The organism is Nocardioides sp. NPDC057577, from assembly GCF_042801335.1.
GTDB lineage: Bacteria > Actinomycetota > Actinomycetes > Propionibacteriales > Nocardioidaceae > Nocardioides.
In genome coordinates this window covers 1-23,124 of sequence record NZ_JBHVGB010000014.1, presented here as the reverse complement: position 1 = coordinate 23,124, position 23,124 = coordinate 1, and the positions used below count along the sequence as shown (strand labels likewise).

Here is a 23,124-nt window from a genome sequence, read left to right as displayed (position 1 = left end):
TCGGCCCGTGAACAGAGCCATGTGCCACCTGGAGGAATGACCCCGGTCCCGTAACAGACATCCACGCTGAACGTTAAAGGCCCTGCTCAGACCGGTAACGACGCCAACCCCCGTGCGACGAGATATCGGCAGCCCTTTCGACAGCAAATGGCTCGACGAGAAATCCCGAGACCGAGGACCCGTCCGACAACGTGACCTTTCCGATAACCATCGGAGCGGGTACGCCACCCACGAATGTCCCGAAGCCCGCAGCCGGGACGCGCCACAGCTCGCCCTCGATCGGCACCCCCTTCCCGGGGCCACCCACGCGGACCAGTCCAGGCTTGGGCGGCACGGTCTCGAGCGCGAACAGCCGGTAGTCGGCGGAGGTCGACACCGGGCGCAGCAGCGTCGCGCCGGCCTCGACCAGCTGGTGGTTGAGCGGTTGCCCCGACAGGTGCGCGCCGACGACGAAGAGATCGACACAGGGGCTGAGCAGCGTGTGGCCGAGCCCGGCCAGGACGCGATCGCTGCCGGCGGCTCCGGTCAGCATCACCCCGAAGGGCAGCCCGCCGACCTGCCCGGCCGGGACCGCGAGCGAGGCCATGTCGAGCAGGTTCGCGAAGTTCGTGTACCGGCCCAGGCGCGCGTTCGCGCCGACCGGATCCGCGGCCACCTCGGCCAGCGTCGGATGCCACGTCGTCGTCGGCGTCAGCAACGCCGAGCAACCCACCAGGGCCTCCCTCCCCGCCGCTCCCAGGCGCGCCAGGTGGGCCACGTCGCGTGCCCAGTCGGCTGCGCCGGGCGATGCCCCGGCGAGCACGATCGCGGCTACCGTCGGGTCCAGGCCGGTCCCGATGAGGTCGCGGTTGGCTTCGAGGTGGGAGCCCACCGCGGCGTACCTCTCAGCGACGAAGGCGCCGTCGTAGAGCAGCCTGGCGGCCTCGAGGAACGGCGAGATGTCGGTCTCGACGAACTCGATCCCGGCAGCGGCCAGCCGCGCGACCACCGCCCGGAAGGCGTCGGCCCATCCCGGAGCGAGCCCATCGAGGTGCTCACCGGCCGGCACCGCCACCCTCGGCACGGGTGGCAGCCCGGCATCCGCCGGCAACGTACGCGACAACGGATCCGACGGGTCGGGACCGGCCATCAGCTCCGCGGCCGCATGCGCGGACCCGAGATCCCGGGCGAAGACGGTGACGCAGTCGAGGGTGTAGCAGGCCGGCACGACGCCGGTGACCGGCACCAGCCCGCGCGAGGGCTTCACTCCGACGATGCCGTTGAGCGCCGCCGGCACCCGGCCGGAGCCCGCGGTGTCGGTCCCCAGCGCGAGGTCGACCAGGCCGAGGGCGACCGCGACCGCCGAGCCCGACGAGGATCCGCCCGAGATCCGGCTCGGATCCCAGGCGTTGCGGACCGCTCCGTACGGACTGCGGGTGCCGACCAGACCGGTCGCGAACTGGTCCAGGTTGGTCTTTCCCACGACCAGCGCCCCGGCCGCCCGCAGCCGGGCGACGGCGGTGGCGTCAGCTGTAGGCGGGTAGGCGAACGAGGGCGCTCCCGCGGTTGTCGGCAGGCCGCGGACGTCGATGTTGTCCTTGACCGCCAGCAGGCGTCCGGCCAGCGGCAGGATCTCGCCGCCGGCCACCTTCGCATCGATCGCGGCGGCCTCCTCGAGCAGGTCGTCACGCGTACGCAGCGAGATCCAGATCTCCGGCCGACCCGATGCCTCGATGCGGTCCAGCGCCTCGGTGGCGCGGGCGACCGCACCGTAGGGAAGGGCGTGGATCAAGACCCGAGCCTGTCGAGAGGCCGCACCGCGGCGATGACCTGACCCGGGACGATCTGCTCGCCCGGCTTCACGTAGACCTCGACCACCTCGCCGGAGACCGGGACCGGGACGCTGGCCTCCATCTTCATCGCCTCGACGACCATCAGCGGGGCATCCTGGGCCAAACGGGCGCCGCGGCTCGCGACCACCTTCCACACGGTCGAGGTGAACGGCGCGGTCACCTGCACGCACCCTTCCGGCACCTCGACCTCCGTGGGTTCACCCCGCGCGTCGATACGGTCGCAGATGTCGAACTCCCCCGCCGCCTTCCAGCGCTCGCGCTCCTCCTCGAAGGCGGCGGACTGCTGGTCACGGAAGGCTGCGATCGACTCCGCGTCGGCGGTCAGGAAGCGGTCGTACTCCTTGATCGAGAAGGTGCCCTCCTCGGTCTCGAACTCACCACGCCCGGCGTCGACCTCCGCCCGCAGCTCGAGGAGCTCGTCCGCGGAGACCGGATACCACTCGATCCGGTCGAAGAACCGCAGCGCCCAGGGGTCGTCGTGAAAGAGCCCGCCGGCCGACGTCGAACGCCGGAAACGGTTGAACACCTGCGTCGTCCGCCCGACCAGCTGATATCCGCCCGGCCCCTCCATCCCGTAGATGCACATGTACGCGCCGCCGATGCCGACGGAGTTCTCCGCGGTCCAGGTGCGGGCCGGGTTGTACTTGGTCGTCACCAGCCGGTGCCGCGGGTCCAGCGGCGTCGAGACCGGCGCCCCCAGATAGACGTCTCCCAGCCCGAGCACGAGGTACGTCGCGTCGAAGACGGTCCGATGGACCTCCTCGACCGAGGCGAGTCCGTTGATCCGGCGGATGAACTCGATGTTCCACGGCGCCCACGGTGCGTCGTCGCGTACGCCTGCGGTGTAGCGCTCGATCGCCTCCCGGGTCGCCGGGTCGTCCCAGGAGAGCGGCAGTCGCACCCGCCGCGAGGGCACGGTCAGCTCCGACGTGGCCGGGAGGTCCTCCTCCAGCTCACGCAGCAGCCCCGCGACCTGGCCGGCCCGCAGGACCGAGGAGTCGGTGTGCACCTGCAGCGACCGGATCCCAGGCGTGACGTCGATGATGCCGGCGGGCGCGTGCTCGGCCAGGGCCGACTGCAGCGCGTGAACGCGCATCCGAAGACCCAGATCGAGGGTCATCGGCCCGTACTCCACCAGCACGGAGTTGTCCCCGCTGCGCCGATAGGTGACCTCAGGTCGCGCCGGCGTCCGGGGCAGCCTGCCCAGCACACCGTCGTCGCCGTCCCCACCCGCACCGCCGGCCACCGTCAGGAAAGCCCGATGGTTGACCAGGCCGGCGGCCTTGCCCTCCCGCACCGGCACGAACCGAATCGTGTCGCCGGGTCGCAGCTGCCCGATCTTCCACAGCTCGCCGCTGGCGACCACCGCCGGACAGACGAACCCTCCCAGCGACGGCCCGTCCGGGCCGAGGATGATCGGGGTGTCGCCGGTGAAGTCGAGCGAACCCACCGTGTAGGGCGTGTCGTGGATGTTCGAGGGATGCAGCCCCGCCTCGCCACCGTCGGCCCGGGCCCAGGTCGGCTTCGGCCCGATCAGGCGTACGCCGGTGCGGGCCGAGTTGTGGTGCACCCGGTAGCTCGCCGAGTAGAGCTGGTCCAGGTCCGCGCGCGTGAAGAACTCCGGGGCACCGTGCGGGCCCTCGGTGACGCCGATCTCCCAGCTGTTGGTCAGCGCCGGCCGCCGCGACACCGGGGTCGCCGCGGGCTGCACCTGGGGGTCGACCGCTGTCCCCGGCCGCAGCACGTCACCGCGCTGGAGCGTACGTCCGGCGTGCCCGCCGAACCCGCCGAGCGTGAAGGTCGAGGCACTGCCCAGATACTCGGGTACGTCCAGGCCACCCCGGACCGCGATGTAGGTCCGCAGCCCCGGCCCGTCGGTACGGCCCAGCTTCAACGTCGCTCCCGCGGGGAGCTCGATCGGCTCCCACTGCGGGGCAGGGACGCCGTCGACGCTGACCGGCATGGGGGCACCGGTCACGCAGACGACGGCGGGATCGGAGAAGACCAGCGTCGGCCCCGCGGCCGTCGCCCGGCCGGTCGCCAGCGGCACCGTGACCTCGAGACCCGGGGCACCGCGGTCGTTGCCGACGGCCAGGTTGGCCTCGGCGAAGGAGACCGGGTCGAACGGACCCGAGGGCGGCACGCCGACCTGCCAGTAGCCCACCCGGCCGGGAAGGTCCTGGACGGTGGTGAGCACACCCGGGTCGAGCACGTCGATGCGTGGATCAGGGTCCCCGCCGCTGCCGGCCTTGGCACGTTCGGCCAGGGTCGAGGTCGAGTGCGTGGCCGAGCGGAGCTCGGCGTACGTCGTCATCGCGCGCAGCGCGGAGACGTTGGTGACGATCCCGTCGATCCGCGTCCTGGCCAGCGCTGAGCCCAGCGTGTCGAGCGCCTCCTCGCGGGTGGCGCCGGTGGCGATCACCTTCGCGAGCAGCGGGTCGTAGTGGGGCGAGACCTCGAGCCCGGTCTCGATCCAGGAGTCCACCCTGACGGTGTCGGTCGGCTCCGGCAGGAGCGCGCGCGTGACCAGGCCGGATGACGGCATCGAGTCCTTGGCCGGGTCCTCGGCGTAGACGCGTGCTTCGACGGCGTACGCCTGGGGTGCGGGGGACTTGCGGAAGAGCTCGTCGGGCAGGGCGGTGACGCCGTCGCGGGCCAGCCGCAGCATGAGCGCGACGATGTCGATGCCCATCACCTGCTCGGTGACGGCGTGCTCGACCTGGAGGCGGGTGTTCATCTCCAGGAAGGAGATCTGCTCGCGGCCCGGGTCGTAGACGAACTCCACGGTCCCGGCCGAGCGGTAGGAGACCGACTTGGCGAGCTGGCGTGCGGAGTCGTGCAGGACGGTGCGTACGTGCTCAGGGAGGGAAGGCGCGGGCGCCTCCTCGATCACCTTCTGGTTGCGGCGCTGCAGCGAGCAGTCGCGGTCGCCGAGCACGGCCACCTGACCCTCACCGTCACCGAAGACCTGCACCTCGACATGACGGGCTGGCCGCACCAGGCGCTCCAGGAACACCCCCGCGGTCCCGAAGCTGGTCTGGGCGAGCCGGGCGACCCGCTCGAACGCGACCCTCACGTCCGATTCCGAGCTGCACGCGGTCATCCCGATACCGCCACCGCCGCCGGTCGCCTTGACCATCACCGGCAGCCCGATCCGGGCGGCCTCGTCGGCCGCCTCGTCCGGGCCGGAGAGCAGCCCCGAGCCGGCCAGCATCGGCACTCCGGCGTTCTCGGCGAGCCGGCGGGCCGAGTGCTTCTCGCCGAACGCGCTGATCTGGTCGGGCGTCGGACCGACGAACCGGAGTCCCGCCGCCTCCACCTCCCGGGCGAATGCGGCGCTCTCGGACAGGAACCCGTAGCCGGGGTGGAGCAGCCCCGCACCGGTGCGCAGGGCCGCCTCGATGATCAGGTCGCCGCGGAGATAGGAGTCCCGTGCGGGCGCGGAGCCCAGGCAGACGGCCTCGTCGGCCTCCCGCACGTGTGGTGCCGCCCGGTCGGCCTCGGAGAAGACCGCGACCGTACGCATCCCGAGCTCACGCGCGGAGCGCATCACCCGGCGGGCGATCTCCCCTCGGTTGGCGACCAGAACGGTGTCGAAGGATGGACCATCCGTCATGCGTCGACCTCGTAGTCGACATCCGGCTCGGACACGATCATCCGTAAGGGCGTCGGGTTGAAGTCGTTGCAGGGGTTGTTCATCTGCGGGCAGTTGGAGATGAGCACGAGCGTGTCCACCTCGGCACGCAGCGCGACCCGTTTCCCGGGCGCCGACATGCCGTCGACGATGCCGAGGGAGCCGTCCTCCTCGACGGGCACGTTCATGAACCAGTTGATGTTCGAGACGACGTCGCGCATGCCGAGCCCGTGCTTGGCCCCTTCGGTCAGGAAGTTCTCCCGGCAGCCGTGGTGATACATCACGTGGTGGCCGTAGCGCAGCGTGTTGGACTCGCGCGAGCAGGCGCCCCCGATGGTGTCCTGACGGTCGATCTCGTTGTCGACGACGGTCATCAGGGCACGACCGAGGTTGCTGCGCAGCACCGTCCCGGTGCGGATGTAGGCGTTGTCCTGCCAGGCGAGCGTGTCCGGAGCGCTGTAGCGCTCGTCGGTGTGGTGCGCGTTGTAGAGCAGGCAGTCACCCGACTGGTTGCCGCCGACATCGACGATCGTCAACACCTGCCCGGCACGTACGACACCCGACCACGAGGCCCGCGGAGCCACCTGCTCGTCCAGCACGACGGCACCCGGCACCAGCGGGTCACCCCACTCCAGGTGAGTGCTGTCGGCGTACGACGCCCCCACGGGGACGCTGGAGACCAGCTGCCCGTCGGGCGTCAGATAGGTGGTCACAGGGACGGGAATGGTCGTCACAGGCCTCATCACCGGGTTGTCGATCGTGGTAGTCACAGGCCCCGAGCCTCCGCATAGTCGAGTGTGTTCAGATACGCCCGCCGAACCTCGGGAGAGGCGTCGAAACGCTCGTCCGCCGGGGTCGTCGGATTGGTTTCCGGCGTACGCCAGGCGTGCACGCGCAGCGGCCCCACGATGTACTCCGGACGTGGATCCCGCGGGTGCGGGACGTTGGCGATCAGCACGAGCAGGGGCAGCTCGGCCACGAGCTCGACCGCGGTCCCGGCGCCCGAGGAGCCCGACCAGTCGAAGCTCCCGTCCTCCGCCACCCGGACGCCCTGGAAGAACGAGACCGAGGGAGGTACGTCGGCCGGCCCGAGCCCGTGCTTGGCCGCCGCCTTCACGAAGAGGTCACGGCCGGCGGGCGCGGGCCCCTCGGGCAGCGCGGTGCCGTACCGCAGCGCGTTCCAGGCAGCGGTGCTCGTCCCGCAGAACGCGTCGTGCCGGCCGGAGGTGTCGGCGAGGATCGTGGCGAGCACCCGGCCGTCGCCGGAGAGCAGCGGGTGGCCGGCGCCGAGGTAGGCCTGCCACGGGATCTTCTGGGTGTCCGCGACGTTGAGCCGCTCGGTCGGCTCGAGCGCGTTGTAGACGAGGGTGTGGGCGCAGGCCTCACCGGTCGGGTCCTCGAGCCGGAACCGCGTGCCGCGGGCGAGGACCTTGTGGGTGTAGCTGCCGGGCGCGACCGTCTCGGCCCAGGTCAGGCTCTCCGGGTCGACGTCGTTCGGAGCGAACGGGCTCGTCGATGCCGGTAGGTACGGCATCCAGTCGCTGACCTGCCCCCCTTGCGCGCGAGCGTCTGCCCGTGCGTTCAGCACCGTGTCCGTGCTGTGGTCTGCAGCTAGCGCCACCCGGGTCCTCCTTGAAGCATGATTAACCTGTCGACTGACAGGTAAGCATGTAGGTCAAGGGCGTCGGGGGCAAACCAAGACTGTTGGAAACCTGAGTCCGAAATGTGGGGTCGGAGTCGGAGAATTTCTTCCCTGTCGGTCGATCGATTCTTACCGTTTTCGGCTGGACCTCGCTAGGGGGGAAGGACCATTTGCTGCCGAATTCCCGCGTGCGGTGCCGCCTGATGGAGCGATCTCCTCACAGAAGGGACCAGCCTGACGGACGCACCACCTGTCAAAAGACAGGTAACAGATGCGGTGTGATATCGGACACCATTCCGATGGTGCTCCGGAACCGTGCCGAGGAGCGGACCGAAAGGGCCGCCGGAACCCTGGTACGACTGACATCGGCCCTCCGGGATGGGACCCTGACCCCACGCCCGACAGTGGTAGCGGGACATCACGGGTCGAGCACGGGCCTCAGCCCGAGATCAGCGGGGCGATCTCTTCGAACCCCACGGCACCACATTGCCGGAGACGAACGTCCGCGATTCGGACCCTTCGCGTGGAATCGGGATACCGATCATCCCGACGAGCTCACCCAGGTCGCTGATCGTCGGCCCGCTCCACTCGGGATCCAGGTCATCGGCGGCGCCCTCGCCGAGCCCTTCGAGCGCCCTGGCCCGGAACCGCACGGTCCGCATCCCGACCGCCTCGGCCCCGCTGAGCTCGTGCTCGGCACCGTCACCGACATAGACGCACTCGTCGGTCCGCACATCGAGCGCCGCCGCAGCGACGAGGTAGGCACCCGAGTCCGGCTTGCGTACGCCGGTCTGGCAGGAGAACGAGGCGGCGTCCAGGTGCTCCGCGAGCGGGCTCTGCGGCCAGATCGCCACCGTCTCGGCCCCGCAGTCGGCGACGAGCCCGAGCTTGAACCCTCGTTTGCGCAGCGACTTGAGCGCGGGCAGCGCCCAGGTCGCGGCATGCAGAGAGAGCGAGTAGTTCAGTCTCCGGGTGATCGCGCTCTCGACCTGGGACTCGGTCGGCGACCCGCCGACCCGTCGTGCCAGGTAGCGCACGGTGTGGTGCACATCGGCCATCAGACCGCGTACGCGTTCGTCGAAAGTGTCCGCGACCACGGCCGCGAACGCATCAGGGTCGACTCCGAGATCCGCGCCCATCCCCCGGGCCACCGCGTGGTGCTCGGCAGCATGGCCGCTCGGGACGAGCGTGTCGTGCAGGTCGAAGAGGACCGCGCGCACCCCGGCCTCGTCCATGAACTCAGCCTAACCACGATCGGATCCTGACCGAGGGAATTCGGCGAACAGGGCGCGGACGGCCCGAGTGGGCCGGCGTCAGGCCTCTGACCTAGACTGGAGCCGCGAAGGGGAGTAGTCCTCAACAGTCGCGTCGACATACTGGCCCCCGGGCCCGGCGCGATCGGCCACCGGACGGATGTCAGGTGGCGGACGAGACCTTCGACCAAGCATCCGTATCAACATGACGGTGCTGGTCGAAGGACGATCGACCCCTCATGGGATTCCTCCGGCCGGTGCCGGAGAGGAATTCTGTGTACGCCTTCCTGCTTTCGACTGCGGTCATCTTCGTCGCCGAGCTCGGCGACAAGAGCCAGCTCATGGCGATGACCTTCGCCACCCGTTACCGGGCTCGAGACGTGATCATCGGGATCACCGCCGCCACCGCGATCGTCCATCTGGCCTCGGTTGGCATCGGCGCGCTCATCGGCGACGCCTTCGCCGAGCAGCAGCACTACATCACCATCGTCGCCGGGATCGCGTTCCTGTTCTTCGCCGGCTGGACCCTGCGCGGCGACGAGCTCACCGAGGACGAGGCCAAGAAGGCCCGCAACAGCCGCGGCATGGCGATCCTCGCCGTCGGGATCGCGTTCTTCCTGGCCGAGCTCGGCGACAAGACGATGCTCGCGACGATCACGCTGGCCACCCAGGAGGGCTGGCTCGGCACCTGGATCGGCTCCACCGTCGGGATGGTCGCCGCCGATGCCCTCGCCATCGGCGTCGGTGCGCTCCTGGGCCGCAACCTCCCCGAGAGAGTGATCAAGTACGGCGCCGCCGCCCTGTTCGCGATCTTCGGGATCATCCTCGTCATCGACGGCGTCGTGCAGCTGTGACAGCGGGCGCCCGGCCGCGTGGACGTCACGCGCGGCCGTGGTGAGTCCGAAAGACGTCGGTCGGATCGACGACCCGCTTGACCTCGGCCAGACGCTCGACGTCGGCAGGCAGATAGCCGGCCGCGAGCCGGGCCGCGGTCACGTCCGGGCCGGACAGGAAGTTCACGGCCGGCCCGCCGGTGCTCCACGGGGCCAGACGCGCCATCAGTCGGTCCAGGTCCGCCACGAGGCTCGCCGCCTCACCGGTTTCCGCCACACCACCGGCATAGGTGACGTACTCACCGTCGCGCCTGCCGAGCGAGGCCGGCACCGCGCCGGGGCGGGTGAAAGCGCCGCCCATGTGACGTACTTCCACCAGATAGCGGCCGGTGGCCGTCTCGGCGAGAAGCTCGGCCACGGCGGCCTGGTCGAACGCGTGCAGCATCGTGTTTCGGGCATGGAACGGCACCGGTGTCGTCGGCTCGGCATGGATCGTGCCCACGTGCGCGTACGGCATCTCGGCGACGGTGTCGGTGACCGGCCCGAGCTCCCGGAACCGGGAGACCAGGCGTTCCCCGTCGACCGCCTCACCGGTGAACGCGAAGCGGACGTGCACGACGCGGCGCCCGCGGATCGCCTCGGGCAGGAACGGCAGGTCCGGCATCTGGATCAGCAGCACGGACGTGCCCATCGTCTCGGGGGTGGTCCGCGTCCACTCCGCCCAGGTCGAGAGCACACGCTCGGCCTCGCCCGGGTCGGTGGCGTCGAAGTGCATGCCGCCGCCGTACAGCCGGGCGACCGGGTGCAGATCGATCTCGAGGGCGACCACGACCCCGAGGCTGCCCTTGCCACCACCACGCAGCGCCCAGAACAGCTCGGGATCCGAGGTCGCGGTGACGTGACGCAGCTCCCCGTCGGCGGTCACCAGGTCCAGGCTGCGTACGTGGTCGACGGCCCAGCCGAACTGGCGGCCGAGGACACCGATCCCGCCGCCGAGGTGGTACGCCACCACCCCCACCTCGGGCGAGGAGCCGTTCAGCGGTGCGAGACCGTGCTCGGCTGCGGCGCGGACCAGCGCCCCGCCGCGTACGCCGGCCTCGACCGTCGCCGTGCGAGCGACCGGGTCGATGGCGACGCCCTCCATCCGCGAGGTGTTGATCAGGACCTGGCCGTCGGCCGGGACGGACGGGCCGTGGCCCGTCGCCTGGACGGCCACGCCGAGGCCGCGGCTGGTGGCAAGGCGAACTGCGTCCACCACGTCGGCGACCGACGTCGCCGGGATCACGACCTCAGGCTTGTGGTCGACGGACAGGTTGTAGCCACGACGCTCGGTGTCGTAGCCGGAATCGTTCGGGAAGAGGTAATCGGTCATGGTTCGAGCATCTCGGCTCTGACCTCGGCGAACAACGACAGTTCTGGCATCGACCGATAAGATAAAGGTTATGGAAAGGCGTGAGATCGAGATCTTCCTGACCCTCGCCGAGGAGCTCCACTTCGGCCGGACCGGCGACCGGCTGCTGGTGTCCCAGGCACGGGTGTCCCAGACGATCAAGAAGCTGGAGCGCCAGTTCGGGGTGACCCTGTTCGATCGCACCAGCCGACGCGTCGCGATCACCCCTGTCGGCGCCGCCCTCTACACCGACCTCCGCGCGGGACATGACCGCATCGAGCGTGGGGTGGCCGCTGCGATGGCGGCCGGGCGGGGCGTCACCGGCACGCTCACCGTCGGTCTCGAGGCGCCCGCGGTGGCCGAGCTCGCCGCCCCGGTGTTCACGCGTTTCCGCGATCGCAACCCCGGTGTCGAGGTGGTCTTTCGCGAGACCGGCTTCGTCGATCCGCTCGACCTGCTGCGTACGGGCGAGGTCGACGTCACCGTCACCAACGGGCCGGTCGATGAGGACGGGTTCGACGAGGGGCCGGTCGTGTTCCGGGAACCGGTCGTGCTGGCGGTCGCTCGCGACCACCGGCTCGCGAACCGTTCCTCGGTGACGTTGGCCGATCTGGACGGCGAGGTGGTCTTCCGCGCCGGACGCCGGGCGGCGCCGTACCGCAGGGAGCCCGAGCCACAGGTGTCGACCCTCCTTGATCTGATGGCCCGGGTCGCCGCGGGCGAGGGGGTCTGCCCGCTGGCGGCGCACGCGGCCGACTACTTCGCCCGCCCGACCTTGGCGATGGTGCCGTTCGAGGCCGGGCTCCCCCCGGTGAGCTGGGTGCTGTGCTGGCGGGCCGGGGCCCGCACGGCCCGGGTCTCCGCACTCGTCGACGCGACCCGCGCCGGCTGACCGTCAGGGACGGTCGAGGGCCTCGACCCGGCGGTTCAGGTAGCGCTGCTCCGGCACGCTCCGGGTCAGCTGGGCCGCCAGCACGTAGTGCTCCCGAGCCGTCGCGACGTCGCCGGACTGCTCGAGCAGGTGCGCCAGCACGGCATGAGCACGATGGTGCCGCTGCATCGCCGGGTGCTCCAGCAGGTCGCGTACGATCTCGATCCCGTGCTCGGGGCCGAGACTCATCGCGACGGCGACGGCCCGGTTGAGCGTGACAGCGGGCGAAGGCGCGACCTGCGCGAGCATCCCGTAGAGCAGGTTGATCTGGAGCCAGTCGGTGGCCTCGTACGACTCCGCCTCGGCGTGGACCGCGGCGATCGCCGCCTGCAGCTGGTAGCGGCCCACCGGCCCCTCGGGGAGTACGTCCTCCAGCAGTGCGACGCCCTCGCGGATCAGCTCCTGGTCCCACTGCGAGCGGTCCTGGTCCTTGAGCGGGATCAGGTCGCCGAGATGGTCGACGCGACCGCACGAGCGTGCCTGGGTCAGCAGCATGAGCGCGAGCAGGCCGGTGGCCTCGTCGTGCTCCGGGAGCACACTGCGCACGATCCGGGTCAGCCGGATCGCTTCGTCGGTGAGCTCGACGCCCTGTAGCTCCGGGCCGCTGGTGCGGGTGTGGCCCTCGTTGAAGATCAGGTGGCAGACGTCGAGCACGCAGGCGATCCGCTCGGCCAGCTCGTCCGGCGCCGGCGAGCAGAACTCCTCGTCCTTCAGCGTCGCCCGCGCCCGGCTGAGCCGCTGCCCCATGGTCGCCTCCGGCACCAGATACGCAGCCGCGATCTCCGATGTCTTCAGACCGCCCACGCACCGCAGCGTGATCGCCACCTGGGAGGGACGGCGCAAGGCGGGATGGGCGCACATCATCATCAGCCGCAGCGAGTCGTCGTAGGCAGACCCGATCTCCACGGCGGCCGGGTCCGGGTCGTCGAGCCGTCGGGCGATCCCGTCGGCGACCTCGCGCCGGGTCCGGGCCGTGTCCGCACGCATCTGGTCGATCAGGCGCCGATGAGCCACCCGGATCAGCCAGGCCCGCGGGTCGGACGGCAGCCCGTCGCCCGGCCACTTCTGGCTGGCGGCGATCAGCGCCTCCTGCGCGGCGTCCTCGCAGTCGGGGAGGTCGGGATGGACCCGAAGAAGGGCGCCGAGGACGTGGGCGGACTCCTGCCGCCACACGTCCTCGACTCCCGTGACCGTCATGTCAGTAGGTTGCCACCGGCCGCAGCTCGACCGTTTCACCGGGGCCGCTGAAACTGCGTACGACCTCTTCGGCTCGCTCCTGGGACTCGACGTCGATCAGGAAGAAGCCGGCCAGATGCTCCTTCGCCTCGGAGTAGGGGCCGTCCGTGGAGATCGGTTCGCCGGCCTCCCAACGGTAGAGCCTGGCCGAGGCCGGATCCGCGAGCGCCTGCCCGCCGATGAGCTCACCGTTGGCCGAGAGCTCCTCCATGATCCCCTCGAAGGCCGCGTTGAGCTTCTCCCGGGAGGCTTGCGGCAGCGACTGGAACTCCGGGATGAAGTCACCCGTCGGGTGACCCCACGGCTGCGGGTTGGAGTGGATCAGGATGACGTACTTCATGGCTCTTCCCTTTCGTCGGCGCCTACCGTAGGCGTGCTTACGGGGATACGTCGGAGCCGAGTGGCGTAGTTCTACATCGTCCCAGAAGTGGGCCGCCGACACCTGCGATACGAGTGAGGCGACGCGACCGGCCCGCCGCGACCTCCGTGCCGCGGAGCGGGCTCCCGGCGGAACACTCTGCAGCGGCCGTCACCGATGTGGAAGGGTGACCGGTTGTGAATCCGGGAACGTTCGAAGCCATCGACGAACGTCTTGTCTCCACTCTCGACGACCTGCTCGACCAGCCGTCCCTGGAGCCCGGAATCGTCGTCGACGCGCTCTTCAACCGATTGGTGACCGCGGTGCTGAGCGTGCCCGAGCCGGAGGCCGACACCGTGCTGGCGGCGCTGCCGCCGTCACGTTCACCGGCCCGCTTCCGATCGGTCGCGTCCGCAGGCGAGCATGCGCTCGAGCGGGCCTGGGCCCAGCGGATCTCGCGCGCCGCCGACCCCGCGGCGGCGTTCGCCCGCTTCCCCTACCGCGAGAACTACCGGCTCCTCGTGGAGATGGAGCTGGCAGCCGTACGCCGCCAGGGCATCGTCCCGCGGCACGTCCTGCTTCTGGGCTCCGGGCCGCTTCCCCTGACCGCGCTCTGTCTGGCCGACCAGGGCGTCGCGGTGCACTGCGTCGACCACGACGCCGAGGCGATCCGGCTCTCCTCCGCCGTGTTCGGACGCCTGGGTGCCGTCGGCGTGACGTTCGAGCACGCCGAAGCCTCCGCCGCCACGCCACCGCACCCCGTCGACGTCGTGCTCCTCGCCGGCCTGGTCGGGTCCGACGATGCCGCCAAGGCCGCGGTGCTCGAGAAGGCGGTCACCGCTCTCACCCCGGGCGGCCTCGTCCTGGCGCGGAGCGCTCGAGGGCTGCGTACGCTGCTCTACCCGCAGGTCGGCCCCGAAGCGCTGGCCGGGCTGACGGTGGTCGCCGAGGCCAACCCCGAGGTCGACGCCCCCGGGACCGACGTGATCAACAGTGCGATCCTCGCCCGCTCGAGCTAGAGGACGGGGTCGAGGACCTCGGCCTTGAGCTGTGCCGCCCGCTCGATCCGCTCGGCGCCGGTCTCGCCGAGGTTCCACGTCGGCATGATGAACTCGTCGAACCCGGCCTCGACGTAGCGGCCGACGAAGTCCTGCAACTCGCCTGCCGAGCCGGTCTGGGTCCGGGCGAAGCCGGGGTTGGCGCCGTCGAGATCGAGCATGAGGTTGGTCGTCGTCTTGATCGTCGACGGATCGCGGCCGACCTGCTCGCACGCCTCCAGAAGCTTGGCCCGCACCGCGCCGGCGCTCTCCGGCGTGCCCCAGGTGTTCCACTCGTCGGCGTGGCGGGCGACGACCCGCAGCATCCGCGGGCCCTTGGCGCCGACCATGATCGGCAGCGGAGAGGCCACCGGCTTCGGCTCGCACGGAGCGTCGGTGAGCTGGAAGTGGGTGCCCTCGAAGGTCGTACGCGGCTTGTCGAGCAGCGACCGGGTGACCTCGATCGCCTCCTCGAACCGGTCGACGAGCACCTTCGCGCTCGGCAGCTCGATGCCGTACGCCTTGTGCTCGTTGATCTGCCAGCCGGCACCCATACCGAGCACGAACCGCCCGCCGGCGATGTGGTCGATCGTCGCGGACCGGTTCGCGAGCAGCGCGGGGTGGTGGATCGTCGTCGGAGAGACCAGGGGCCCGATGCGTACGTTCTCGGTGGTCGCGGCCAGCGCCGGGAGAACCCCCCAGACCTCGTGCGTCGGCCCGTCCTCGACGGCCTCGGAGCCGGTGTTGGGCATGTAGTGGTCGGCGAACCAGACGCCGTACCAACCGGCCTGGTCAGCCGCCTGCGCCTCGGCAAGGATGTCGGCAGTGGGAACGGCAGGACTGGGCCACAGCGAGATCTTCACGACCCCAACCTACCCACGAGCGAAACTCCCCTTCGAAAATCTTCTTGGCAGCGTTGTCGATCCCGCGTAGACCTCGTTCGACCAAGGGGTGAACGGGCCGGCAAGACGGCCCGACCGACACAGGAGAAACCGAGATGCCGAAGTACATGCTGATCTGGCGCACCATCGACGAGGACAAGCAGAACGCCGCGATGGCCGAGATCCCCTTCGAGCAGATGCTCGAGAAGATGGGGAAGCTCAACGACGAGCTCATCAAGTCGGGCGTGTTGCTCGCGATGGAGGGGCTCGACCCCGAGGAGCACACGGTCGTCACCTACGCCGACGCCGAGGAGCCGCCGGTGGTCACCGACGGTCCCTACGGCGAGACCAAGGAGCTCTTCGGGGGCTTCTACCTGATCTCGGTCGCCTCGAAGGAGGAGGCGGTCGAGTGGGGCAAGCGGCTCAGCTACTTCCCCGGTTCCGCCGTCGAGATCCGCCGGGTGCCGACGATCGACGAGTTTCCGCAGGACAACCCGTGGATCCAGAAGGAGCTCGACTGGCGGACCAAGACCGGGCAGCTCTGAGGTCGAGACCGGCAGGAGACACCGATGAGTGACGCGACGCGCGCCGTCGAAGCGATCTGGCGCATCGAGTCCGCCCGCATCGTCGGCGCGCTCGCGCGCTACACCGGAGACTTCGCCCTCGCCGAGGACGCGGCGCAGGAGGCCCTCGCGGAGGCGCTGGTCGCCTGGCCGCGCGACGGCCAGCCGGCCAACCCGGTCGGCTGGCTGATGACCACCGCCAAGCGGCGGGCGATCGACACGATCCGCCGCGCCGGGGTCCAACGTGAGAAGTACGAGGCGATCGCCCATGACCAGGACGAGGCGTACGACGACGAGCTGGACATCGAGCGGATCGATGACGACGTCCTCGCGCTGATGTTCGTCTCCTGCCACCCGGTGCTGTCCAAGGAAGCCCGGGTGGCGCTCACGCTCCGCGTCGTCGGCGGCCTCAGCAGCGAGGAGATCGCCCGGGCGTTCCTGGTGCCGGTGCCGACGATCCAGGCCCGGATCACCCGCGCCAAGAAGACGATCGCGGCTGCGAAGGTCCCCTTCGAGGTGCCCTCGCCCGACGAGCGCAGGCAGCGTCTGGCCGGCGTCCTCAACGTCCTCTACCTGATCTTCACCGAGGGGTCCACCGCCACGTCCGGCGAGGATCTGATCCGCACCGACCTCGCGCGCGAGGCACGGAGACTGACGCGGGTGCTGATCGGCGTGCTGCCCGACGAGCCGGAGGCGTACGGGCTGCTCGCGCTCATGGAGCTGACCGCCTCCCGCTTCCCGGCCCGCACCGATGCCACCGGCGACCCTGTCCTCCTCGAGGACCAGGACCGCACCAGGTGGGACCAAGGGGCCGTACGCCGCGGCCTGGCCGCCCTCGAGCAGGCGACCCCACGAGGCCTCGGTCCCTATGGGCTCCAGGCCGCGATCGCGGCCACCCACGCGACCGCCGACTCGGTCGAGACCACCGACTGGGAGCGGATCGTCGTCCTCTACGAGGCCTTGGGCCGCATCGCACCCAACCCGATCGTCGACCTCAACCGCGCCGTGGCCGTGGCGATGGCCCACGGACCGCTGCGAGGCCTGGAGATCGTCGATCGGATCGCAGATGACAAGCGGCTCGACCACACCCATCTCCTCCCGACCGTACGCGGAGAGCTGCTGCGCCGGCTGGGCCGAACCGTCGAGGCGCGTGAAGAGCTGGAGCGGGCGGCAGGAATGTGCACGAACGAGCGGGAGCGGGCCGTCCTTCGGCAGAAAGTCGCTGATCTTACCTAAAACGGGGTATACCTGGCGCCCATGTCACAAACAGCGAGGACCGAGGCGTCCGAAACCCCGCGCTGGCGGATCCTGGGGCCCGGCCTCGTGGTGGCCGCCACCGGTGTCGGCGCCGCCGACCTGGTCGCGACCCTGATCGCCGGCAGCAAGTACGGCTACGCCCTGCTGTGGGCCGTCATCGTCGGCTGTCTGCTGAAGGTGGTCCTGGTCGAGGGTGCCGGGCGCTACAGCCTGGCGACCGGCGAGACGATCTTCCAGGGCTGGCGGCGTCTGGGCATCTGGACGACGATCTACTTCGGTCCCTACATCGTGATCTGGGGCTTCATCTACGGAGCCGCTGCGATGGCCGGCACCGGTCTGGCCCTGGCCGCGCTGTTCTCGTTCGCGTCGGTGAAGGTCTGGGGCATCTTGTCCGGCCTGATCGGTCTCGCCATCGTGTGGGCCGGCCGCTACGGCCTCTTCGAGAAGTTCCTCGCGGTTCTGGTCGGCATCATGTTCGTCACCATGGTCGCCGCCGCGATCATCACGGTGCCCAACATTCCCGAGCTCCTCGTCGGCCTGGCCCCGACGATCCCCGAAGGCTCCCTGGTCAACATCCTCTCGGTCGCCGGCGGCGTCGGCGGCACCATCACCTTGGCCGCCTACGGTTACTGGCTGCGGGAGAAGGGCTGGCACACGCCGCAGTTCATGCGTGTGATGCGGATCGACAACACCACGGCGTACGTCGTGACCGGGATCTTCGTGGTCGCCACCCTCATCGTCGGCGCCGAGCTGCTCTACTCCGCCAACATCGCCATCGGCACCGGCGACCAGGGCATGCTCGACCTGTCCAAGGTGCTCGCCGACCGCTACGGCGACTGGTTCGGCAAGCTCTTCCTGATCGGCTTCTGGGCCGCTGCGATGTCCTCGCTCGTCGGGGTCTGGAACGGCGTCAGCCTGATGTTCGCGGACTTCATGGGGACCATTCGCGGACGGGCGGACGAGCCCGAGGCCAAGAGTGGCGGCATCTGGTACCGCACCTACATCCTCTGGCTCACCTTCCCGCCGATGATCTGGCTCCTGCTCGCCGACGAGCCCACCTGGCTGATCCTCATCTACGGAGTCCTGGGCGCGTTCTTCATGCCGTTCCTGGCCGTCACCCTGCTCTGGCTCCTCAACACCAGCCACACCCCCGCGGAGTGGCGCAACAAGTGGGTCTCCAACATCGGCCTCATCATCTGCGCCCTGCTCTTCGCCTGGCTCGCGTTCGACCAGGTCCGCACCTCCATCCAGGACCTGCTCGGCTGAGCCCCGAGCATTCGGCGGATCGGCGGGCGCCAGGCCCTAGGCCTGCGCCTTGCCGATCCGCCAGTAGCCGACGAAGGTGATCCGCGACTTGGGCACCCCGAGCGACACCAGATGGCGCCGTCCCTCGGCCGGGATCGTCCGCTCACCGACTAGGTAGGCCGAGAGCGTGGCCGGCGCCTCGGGGGTGAACGCCTTCACCTCGGCGATCGCCAGCGTCCCGGGCTGCTCGGCGGAGTCACCTCGAGCCAGCCACCGCACCTCGACGCCCTCGGGCCCGGAGACCTCCTGGACGTCGGCCATGTCCGGGATCTCGATGATCGCCAGGCCGCGGGCGTCGCGAGGCATGTCTCGCAGGATCCCGACGATCGCCGGAAGCGCCGACTCGTCGCCGACGAGCAGGTGGAACGACGCGTCCGGAGCGAAGTCGAAGCCCGTGCCCTGGTCCATGAGCACGACCTGCTCCCCGGGCTGTGCCGTACGCGCCCACGGGCCCGCGATCCCGAGATCTCCGTGCACGACGAAGTCGACGTCGATCTCACCGAGGTCGGGCCGGTGCTCGCGCACGGTGTAGTTACGCAGCGGCGGCCGGTCACCATGCCTCAAGTACTTGAGGTAGTCGATCGTCCCGAGCTTCTCGGGAACCACGTCGAAGTTGGTGGCTTGCCCGCCCGGCCGCGGCAGGAAGAGCCGGAACCACTGGTCGAACCCGCGCTGCGGGAAGCGTCGCAGATCATCGCCTCCCAAGGTGAGCCGCACCATGTGCGGCGTCACCTGCTTGTTGTGCAGCACCTCGGCCGCGTACACGCCCTTCAGCTTCCGGCCGTCATCGAATCCCATGCCCAGCTCCATCAAATCAGGTAAGGCTTACCTTGCTTCGCCGAGCCTAGCGGCCCGCACCACCCTCTGCCGAGGGTTGTGCGACAAACTCCTGCGGCACCGACCTGCTGACTGATAATCTCCGGCCGCCGCCTTTGCGGCACGAACCTGCCACGGTCCCTCAGCCACGTCCTCAGGCGCCGTCGGCCAAAGCCCGGAGCCTCGATGACCCCCATCTCCCGCCGTCGACTGCGCTTGTGCGCGGCGACCGCCGTCGCCATGCTCGCGACACTCGCGCCCATCACCGCCGCGTCGGCCACCACCACCGACACCACAGCGCCGAAGATCACCGCGACCTCGTACAAGCAGTGGCTCAGCCCAAGTGACATGAAGTGGCGCGGCGCCTTCTGGAGCGCTACCCCCGCCTACACCTGGTCCAGCTCGGACAACGTCGGCGTCGCCTCCCACGAGGTCCAGACGTGGATCGGTAGCGGCACGGGATCGCGCCTCGGGACGAGCACCTGGTCGAGCATCGCGAAGTACGCCAAGACCTACTCCGGGACCCGGCGGTCGCTCCACACCGAGATCGGCGAGGGCGAGCAGGCCTGCCAGCGTGTCCGCGCAACGGATGCGGCTGGCAACCGCAGCTCCTGGTCGGGGTGGAGGTGCACGTACGCCCCGTTCGGGGAAGAGACCGTGGACGGCGCCTGGGACCCGACCGCGTTCAGCTTCAAGCTACGCAATACCGGAGCCGCGAACGACCGCGTCTCGACCCTGAAGGTCAAGGCCACCGGCGTACGCATCAAGGTGGCCACCGGTCCTTCGCGAGGCGCTGCGAGGGTCAGCATCGGATCGACCCACCTCGGGACGATCTCCGCCGCTGCCAAGAAGCCCGGGAGCAAGTACGTCACGTTCCGCAAACCGTCCTCCCTGTCCGGCTGGATCCAGGTCCGCACCACCTCGAAGTCGTCGAAGTCCTTCCTCGTCACCGGCCTGTGGGCCATCCGATCGACCACCGGTCTGTCCAGTGCAACGGTCGGGTATCTTGCCACCTCCGGCGAGTCGGAGGCCGACAACGTTCCCGCCCCGGTCACGTCGTCGGACAAGACGAGCCCGAGGATCACCAGGTTCGGCTTCACGCCCGTGTGGCCGACGAAGCGAGCCCAGAACGGCATGTATCGAGCGGTGGCGACCTGGGCCGCGACCGACAACGTGAAGGTGACCGGCTACCTCTACCAGGAGAAGTACGCATCAGGCGGAACCTCCCTGTTCGCCAACAGCACCCGCTACACCACGAGCACCTCGTTGACGGAGCGGCCCGACTACCTGGGCGATACGACCTGCCTCCGGGTCCGCGCCCGCGACGCCGCCGGCAACGTCTCCCCCTGGTCGGGCTGGAAGTGCTCGACCGCACCGATCACCGTCCTGGGCGGCAACTGGGCAAGCGGTGGCTTCCCCGAGATCGCCGGCGAACCCTGGGTGTACGCCGCCGTCTCCCCACGGACCTCCGACCAGACGACCGACCGCTACGCGGCCAAGGCATTGCGTCTCAAGGTGCGCACAGGCCCGACCCGTGGCAAGGTCAGCATCTACGTCGGCGGAGTCCGCTTCGGCACGATCAACACCTACGCCCGGACCAACGGCTCGAGGTGGGTCGTACTACGCCACGACCGGGAGGCACGGGGCCGGATCCGGGTGGTCGCAGTCACCAAGAAGGCATACGTCGGGTCCGTGTACCTCATGAAGGACACGGCCACGGCGGTCCGCAGGGACATCGGGTGACCACCTCTTCGGCACCCGGCTGAAGCACGCTCACGAGGTCGGAGGATCCTGAGCACATGACCCTCCCTGAGCTCTTCAGAGATCATTTCGGTCATGAGGAGCATCTCTACGGCTGGCTGCTCAACCGGTTCGCCGACGACCTCGACTCGGGTGGCCCGACGGCCGAGATCTGCCGGGATCACCTCGACGCCTCCCGTGCCGATGCCGTGCAGCTGCGCCTCCTGGCCGCACTGCACCGCATCGTGCTTCGTGGTGACGCACCCGAGCTCGAGCGCTTCTATCCCAACCTCGGAGGCAACGACGCCTACGCCACGGCCTGGCCGTTGTTCGCAGAGGTGGTCGGGGCCGACGCCAGCGCAGAAGGCCTCGGGCTGGGACATGTCCCGCCCTCCGCCTCGACGGCGACGTGCTCGCCCGCTCCACCCACCACGGCCCACCGTTGATCCTCGTGTAGCTCTCGCGAGACCAAAGTCGGTTGACCCGTTCCGCATCCAGGTCAAGGCTGTTCAGCATGCCCGCCGACGAGCTTCCCGGCTGGAGGCGCAACGCAGCGATCTTCCTCGCCGGCCAGACGGTCTCCCTGCTCGGCTCGATGCTGGTGATGTACGCCGTGATGTGGCACCTCACCATCGAGACCCGGTCCGGGTCGGTGCTGATGCTGAGCCTCGTCTTCGGGATGCTCCCGCAGGCGTTCATGTCCATCTTCGGTGGCGTCTGGGCCGACAGGCATCACCGCAAGTTCCTGATCATGGGCTCCGACGCCACGATCGCGGTCGCGACCCTGATCCTGGCCGGGTTGATGGCCAGCGGGATCGACGACCTCTGGATCATCTATCTCGCTCTGGCCATCCGCTCGGTCTTCGCCGGGATCCAGATGCCTGCTGTGACGGCGATGATCCCGCAGATCGCGCCGGAGTCGCAGCTACTCCGGATCAACGGAGCCTTCCAGACCATCCAGTCGGCGATGACACTCCTGGCCCCGGCGCTCGCCGCGGTCATCTACGCCAGCATGGACATCGTCGCCGTGTTCTTCATCGACGCAGTCACGGCCCTGATCGGCGTCGGCCTGCTCGCCCTCGTCCCGGTCGCCCGTATCGTGCGCCCCGACCAAGGGAATGTCTCCTACTTCGGCGACCTCCGCGCCGGCCTGAAGTACGTCTCGACCCATGCGCACGTGCGTTGGATCCTCGTCCTGTTCACGCTCGTCATGGTGATGGTCGGAGCCCCCTCCTACCTCACCCCGCTCATGGTCACCCGCACGTTCGGCGACGAGGTCTGGAAGCTCACCGCGAACGAGCTGTTCTGGGGCTTCGGCATGCTGGCCGGCGGTGCCGCCATGGCCGTCTTCGGACCCAGGATCATCCACCGGATGCGCTTGATGGTCGGTTCGGTCGTTCTCATCGGGCTGTTCGTCGTCGGGCTCGGAGTCTCCACGAACATGTGGGTGTTCTTCGTCTTCGGCCTGCTGATCGGGGTGTCCTTCTCCGCACTGAGCGCGCCCGCGATGACGATCCTCCAGGAGCGTGTCGAGCCGGAGATGCAGGGGCGCGTCTTCGGCATCGTCGGCATCGTCATGTCGGTTGCCATGCCACTCTCCATGGTGGTCTTCGGCCCGCTCGCAGATCAGTTCTCGGTCGAGTTCCTGCTTGTCCTCGCCGGTCTGCTGCTCTTCATCATGGTTGCCGGCATCCTCGCCATCCCCGGTGCTCGCCGGTCGCTGGCCGAGGTCGACCTCCCTCAGGAAGAGCCCATCGCTTCTGTTGATTCGGTCACGCCCGACGAGGAGGCCTCCCAGGGCACCAAATGACAGCTGCCCGGCACCTCGAGGGCACCGGGCAGCTGGAGAAGCTCTGGATCAGCGGCTGGTGACCAGCTTGATGGCCACGCCGAGACCCACGGCAACGACGGCGGCGATGAGCAGCTTCTTGACCATGGGAACCCCTTGCTCGTGATGTTGGTACGGACTCAACTATGACATTGGACCTCGCGCCGCCGCCTACGTCAACCGGGCGTGGCGCGAAGAGACCTTCACAATCATCTCGAGCACCGCATCATAAGTGGCCACAAATGGCAGCAGGGCCACCTCCGAAGAGGTGGCCCTGCGCAAAGTATGTCCGGCGGCGTCCTACTCTCCCACAGCCTCTCGGTTGCAGTACCATCGGCGCTGAAGGGCTTGACTTCCGGGTTCGGGATGGGACCGGGTATTTCCCCTTCGCTATGGCCGCCGTAACTCTAGAGATCACGCTCCCGTATACCGGGGGGTGACCAAACCTGTGTTACAACAGTTGGTTGTGGACGCGAGACTTGACGGTCTTCGTTTGTTGTTTTTGTTGAGGGTTTATGAAAGATAAGCCCTCGGCCTATTAGTACCGGTCGGCTGGGCATCACTGCTGTACACCTCCGGCCTATCAAC

19 protein-coding genes and 1 rRNA gene are annotated in these 23,124 nt (G+C 69.3%); 9 read left to right on the top strand and 11 right to left on the bottom strand.

Features of this window, described 5'->3' with window-relative positions:
- Positions 1-73: 73 nt before the first annotated feature.
- The 5 genes from ACFU7D_RS04835 to ACFU7D_RS04815 all read right to left on the bottom strand — a co-directional run bounded on the left by ACFU7D_RS04835 (position 74) and on the right by ACFU7D_RS04815 (position 8,343).
- Positions 74-1,771 carry an allophanate hydrolase gene (locus ACFU7D_RS04835; RefSeq protein ID WP_378864039.1) on the bottom strand — a complete coding sequence of 566 codons (1,698 nt, stop codon included), beginning with the start codon at positions 1,769-1,771 and terminating at the stop codon, positions 74-76.
- The gene (uca, locus tag ACFU7D_RS04830) at positions 1,768-5,448 is read right to left on the bottom strand and encodes an urea carboxylase (RefSeq protein ID WP_378864036.1); all 3,681 of its coding nucleotides are present in this window, start codon (positions 5,446-5,448) and stop codon (positions 1,768-1,770) included. The genes ACFU7D_RS04835 and uca overlap by 4 nt, the downstream gene beginning before the upstream one ends.
- Positions 5,445-6,209: an urea amidolyase associated protein UAAP2 gene (locus tag ACFU7D_RS04825; protein ID WP_378864118.1), complete on the bottom strand. Its 765-nt coding sequence runs from the start codon at positions 6,207-6,209 to the stop codon at positions 5,445-5,447. Before ACFU7D_RS04825 ends, uca begins: the two co-directional genes overlap by 4 nt.
- A 23-nt stretch (positions 6,210-6,232) precedes the next feature.
- Positions 6,233-7,087, bottom strand: a complete 855-nt coding sequence (locus ACFU7D_RS04820; protein ID WP_378864033.1) for an urea amidolyase associated protein UAAP1 — start codon at positions 7,085-7,087, stop codon at positions 6,233-6,235.
- Between the two features lie 470 nt (positions 7,088-7,557).
- Positions 7,558-8,343 (bottom strand): HAD family hydrolase, encoded by a 786-nt coding sequence (locus ACFU7D_RS04815; protein ID WP_378864030.1) that lies wholly within the window; start codon positions 8,341-8,343, stop codon positions 7,558-7,560.
- A 257-nt stretch (positions 8,344-8,600) separates the two neighbouring features.
- On the opposite strand from ACFU7D_RS04815, the gene ACFU7D_RS04810 reads away from it, so the two are divergent.
- Positions 8,601-9,215, top strand: a complete 615-nt coding sequence (locus ACFU7D_RS04810; protein ID WP_378864027.1) for a TMEM165/GDT1 family protein — start codon at positions 8,601-8,603, stop codon at positions 9,213-9,215.
- Between the two features lie 25 nt (positions 9,216-9,240).
- Here ACFU7D_RS04810 and ACFU7D_RS04805 read toward each other — a convergent pair whose 3' ends face one another.
- Positions 9,241-10,566, bottom strand: a complete 1,326-nt coding sequence (locus ACFU7D_RS04805; protein ID WP_378864024.1) for an FAD-binding oxidoreductase — start codon at positions 10,564-10,566, stop codon at positions 9,241-9,243.
- Between the two features lie 70 nt (positions 10,567-10,636).
- Between ACFU7D_RS04805 and ACFU7D_RS04800 the strand changes: the two genes are divergently transcribed.
- Positions 10,637-11,476: a LysR family transcriptional regulator gene (locus tag ACFU7D_RS04800; protein WP_378864021.1), complete on the top strand. Its 840-nt coding sequence runs from the start codon at positions 10,637-10,639 to the stop codon at positions 11,474-11,476.
- A gap of 3 nt (positions 11,477-11,479) precedes the next feature.
- On the opposite strand, the gene ACFU7D_RS04795 is transcribed toward ACFU7D_RS04800, so the two are convergent.
- Both ACFU7D_RS04795 and ACFU7D_RS04790 read right to left on the bottom strand, forming a co-directional pair.
- Positions 11,480-12,712 (bottom strand): RNA polymerase sigma factor, encoded by a 1,233-nt coding sequence (locus ACFU7D_RS04795; RefSeq protein WP_378864018.1) that lies wholly within the window; start codon positions 12,710-12,712, stop codon positions 11,480-11,482.
- Between the two features lies 1 nt (position 12,713).
- Positions 12,714-13,091, bottom strand: coding sequence for a YciI family protein (locus ACFU7D_RS04790; RefSeq protein WP_378727956.1), 378 nt, complete (start codon positions 13,089-13,091; stop codon positions 12,714-12,716).
- Positions 13,092-13,306: 215 nt separating this feature from the next.
- Here ACFU7D_RS04790 and ACFU7D_RS04785 point away from each other — a divergent pair, with 215 nt between their 5' ends.
- A complete protein-coding gene (locus tag ACFU7D_RS04785; protein WP_378864015.1) occupies positions 13,307-14,128 on the top strand; it encodes a nicotianamine synthase family protein in 822 nt (273 codons plus the stop codon).
- Here ACFU7D_RS04785 and ACFU7D_RS04780 read toward each other — a convergent pair.
- Positions 14,125-15,009 carry an LLM class flavin-dependent oxidoreductase gene (locus ACFU7D_RS04780; RefSeq protein ID WP_378864012.1) on the bottom strand — a complete coding sequence of 295 codons (885 nt, stop codon included), beginning with the start codon at positions 15,007-15,009 and terminating at the stop codon, positions 14,125-14,127. The genes ACFU7D_RS04785 and ACFU7D_RS04780 overlap by 4 nt on opposite strands.
- Before the next feature lie 134 nt (positions 15,010-15,143).
- On the opposite strand from ACFU7D_RS04780, the gene ACFU7D_RS04775 reads away from it, so the two are divergent.
- The 3 genes from ACFU7D_RS04775 to ACFU7D_RS04765 are packed head-to-tail and all read left to right on the top strand — an operon-like array spanning position 15,144 to position 18,113.
- The gene (locus ACFU7D_RS04775; protein ID WP_378864009.1) at positions 15,144-15,572 is read left to right on the top strand and encodes a YciI family protein; all 429 of its coding nucleotides are present in this window, start codon (positions 15,144-15,146) and stop codon (positions 15,570-15,572) included.
- 24 nt (positions 15,573-15,596) lie between these two features.
- Positions 15,597-16,826: an RNA polymerase sigma factor gene (locus ACFU7D_RS04770; RefSeq protein ID WP_378864006.1), complete on the top strand. Its 1,230-nt coding sequence runs from the start codon at positions 15,597-15,599 to the stop codon at positions 16,824-16,826.
- A gap of 21 nt (positions 16,827-16,847) precedes the next feature.
- Positions 16,848-18,113, top strand: coding sequence for an Nramp family divalent metal transporter (locus ACFU7D_RS04765; protein WP_378864003.1), 1,266 nt, complete (start codon positions 16,848-16,850; stop codon positions 18,111-18,113).
- A gap of 36 nt (positions 18,114-18,149) precedes the next feature.
- Here ACFU7D_RS04765 and ACFU7D_RS04760 read toward each other — a convergent pair whose 3' ends face one another.
- Positions 18,150-18,950: a siderophore-interacting protein gene (locus ACFU7D_RS04760; protein WP_378864000.1), complete on the bottom strand. Its 801-nt coding sequence runs from the start codon at positions 18,948-18,950 to the stop codon at positions 18,150-18,152.
- A 204-nt stretch (positions 18,951-19,154) separates the two neighbouring features.
- Here ACFU7D_RS04760 and ACFU7D_RS04755 point away from each other — a divergent pair, with 204 nt between their 5' ends.
- From ACFU7D_RS04755 to ACFU7D_RS04745, 3 genes are all read left to right on the top strand, one after another.
- Positions 19,155-20,711 (top strand): hypothetical protein, encoded by a 1,557-nt coding sequence (locus ACFU7D_RS04755; protein WP_378863997.1) that lies wholly within the window; start codon positions 19,155-19,157, stop codon positions 20,709-20,711.
- 56 nt (positions 20,712-20,767) lie between these two features.
- On the top strand, positions 20,768-21,154 hold the full coding sequence (locus tag ACFU7D_RS04750) for a DUF2332 family protein (RefSeq protein WP_378863994.1): 387 nt from the start codon (positions 20,768-20,770) through the stop codon (positions 21,152-21,154).
- A gap of 68 nt (positions 21,155-21,222) precedes the next feature.
- A complete protein-coding gene (locus ACFU7D_RS04745; RefSeq protein ID WP_378863991.1) occupies positions 21,223-22,518 on the top strand; it encodes an MFS transporter in 1,296 nt (431 codons plus the stop codon).
- 305 nt (positions 22,519-22,823) lie between these two features.
- Here the strand turns inward: ACFU7D_RS04745 and rrf are convergent.
- A 5S ribosomal RNA gene (gene rrf, locus ACFU7D_RS04740) occupies positions 22,824-22,940 on the bottom strand.
- Positions 22,941-23,124: the final 184 nt, after the last annotated feature.

Bases quoted from the DNA above. Each gene is read 5' to 3' on its own strand.
- ACFU7D_RS04800 (WP_378864021.1), top strand. From the start codon at position 10,637: ATGGAAAGGCGTGAGATCGAGATCTTCCTGACCCTCGCCGAGGAGCTC.
- ACFU7D_RS04810 (WP_378864027.1), top strand. From the start codon at position 8,601: ATGGGATTCCTCCGGCCGGTGCCGGAGAGGAATTCTGTGTACGCCTTC.
- ACFU7D_RS04815 (WP_378864030.1), bottom strand. From the start codon at position 8,343: ATGGACGAGGCCGGGGTGCGCGCGGTCCTCTTCGACCTGCACGACACG.
- ACFU7D_RS04775 (WP_378864009.1), top strand. From the start codon at position 15,144: ATGCCGAAGTACATGCTGATCTGGCGCACCATCGACGAGGACAAGCAG.
- ACFU7D_RS04765 (WP_378864003.1), top strand. From the start codon at position 16,848: ATGTCACAAACAGCGAGGACCGAGGCGTCCGAAACCCCGCGCTGGCGG.
- ACFU7D_RS04790 (WP_378727956.1), bottom strand. From the start codon at position 13,091: ATGAAGTACGTCATCCTGATCCACTCCAACCCGCAGCCGTGGGGTCAC.
- ACFU7D_RS04760 (WP_378864000.1), bottom strand. From the start codon at position 18,950: ATGGGATTCGATGACGGCCGGAAGCTGAAGGGCGTGTACGCGGCCGAG.
- ACFU7D_RS04755 (WP_378863997.1), top strand. From the start codon at position 19,155: ATGACCCCCATCTCCCGCCGTCGACTGCGCTTGTGCGCGGCGACCGCC.
- ACFU7D_RS04770 (WP_378864006.1), top strand. From the start codon at position 15,597: ATGAGTGACGCGACGCGCGCCGTCGAAGCGATCTGGCGCATCGAGTCC.
- ACFU7D_RS04825 (WP_378864118.1), bottom strand. From the start codon at position 6,209: ATGAGGCCTGTGACGACCATTCCCGTCCCTGTGACCACCTATCTGACG.
- ACFU7D_RS04795 (WP_378864018.1), bottom strand. From the start codon at position 12,712: ATGACGGTCACGGGAGTCGAGGACGTGTGGCGGCAGGAGTCCGCCCAC.
- ACFU7D_RS04745 (WP_378863991.1), top strand. From the start codon at position 21,223: ATGCCCGCCGACGAGCTTCCCGGCTGGAGGCGCAACGCAGCGATCTTC.
- ACFU7D_RS04805 (WP_378864024.1), bottom strand. From the start codon at position 10,566: ATGACCGATTACCTCTTCCCGAACGATTCCGGCTACGACACCGAGCGT.
- ACFU7D_RS04750 (WP_378863994.1), top strand. From the start codon at position 20,768: ATGACCCTCCCTGAGCTCTTCAGAGATCATTTCGGTCATGAGGAGCAT.
- uca (WP_378864036.1), bottom strand. From the start codon at position 5,448: ATGACGGATGGTCCATCCTTCGACACCGTTCTGGTCGCCAACCGAGGG.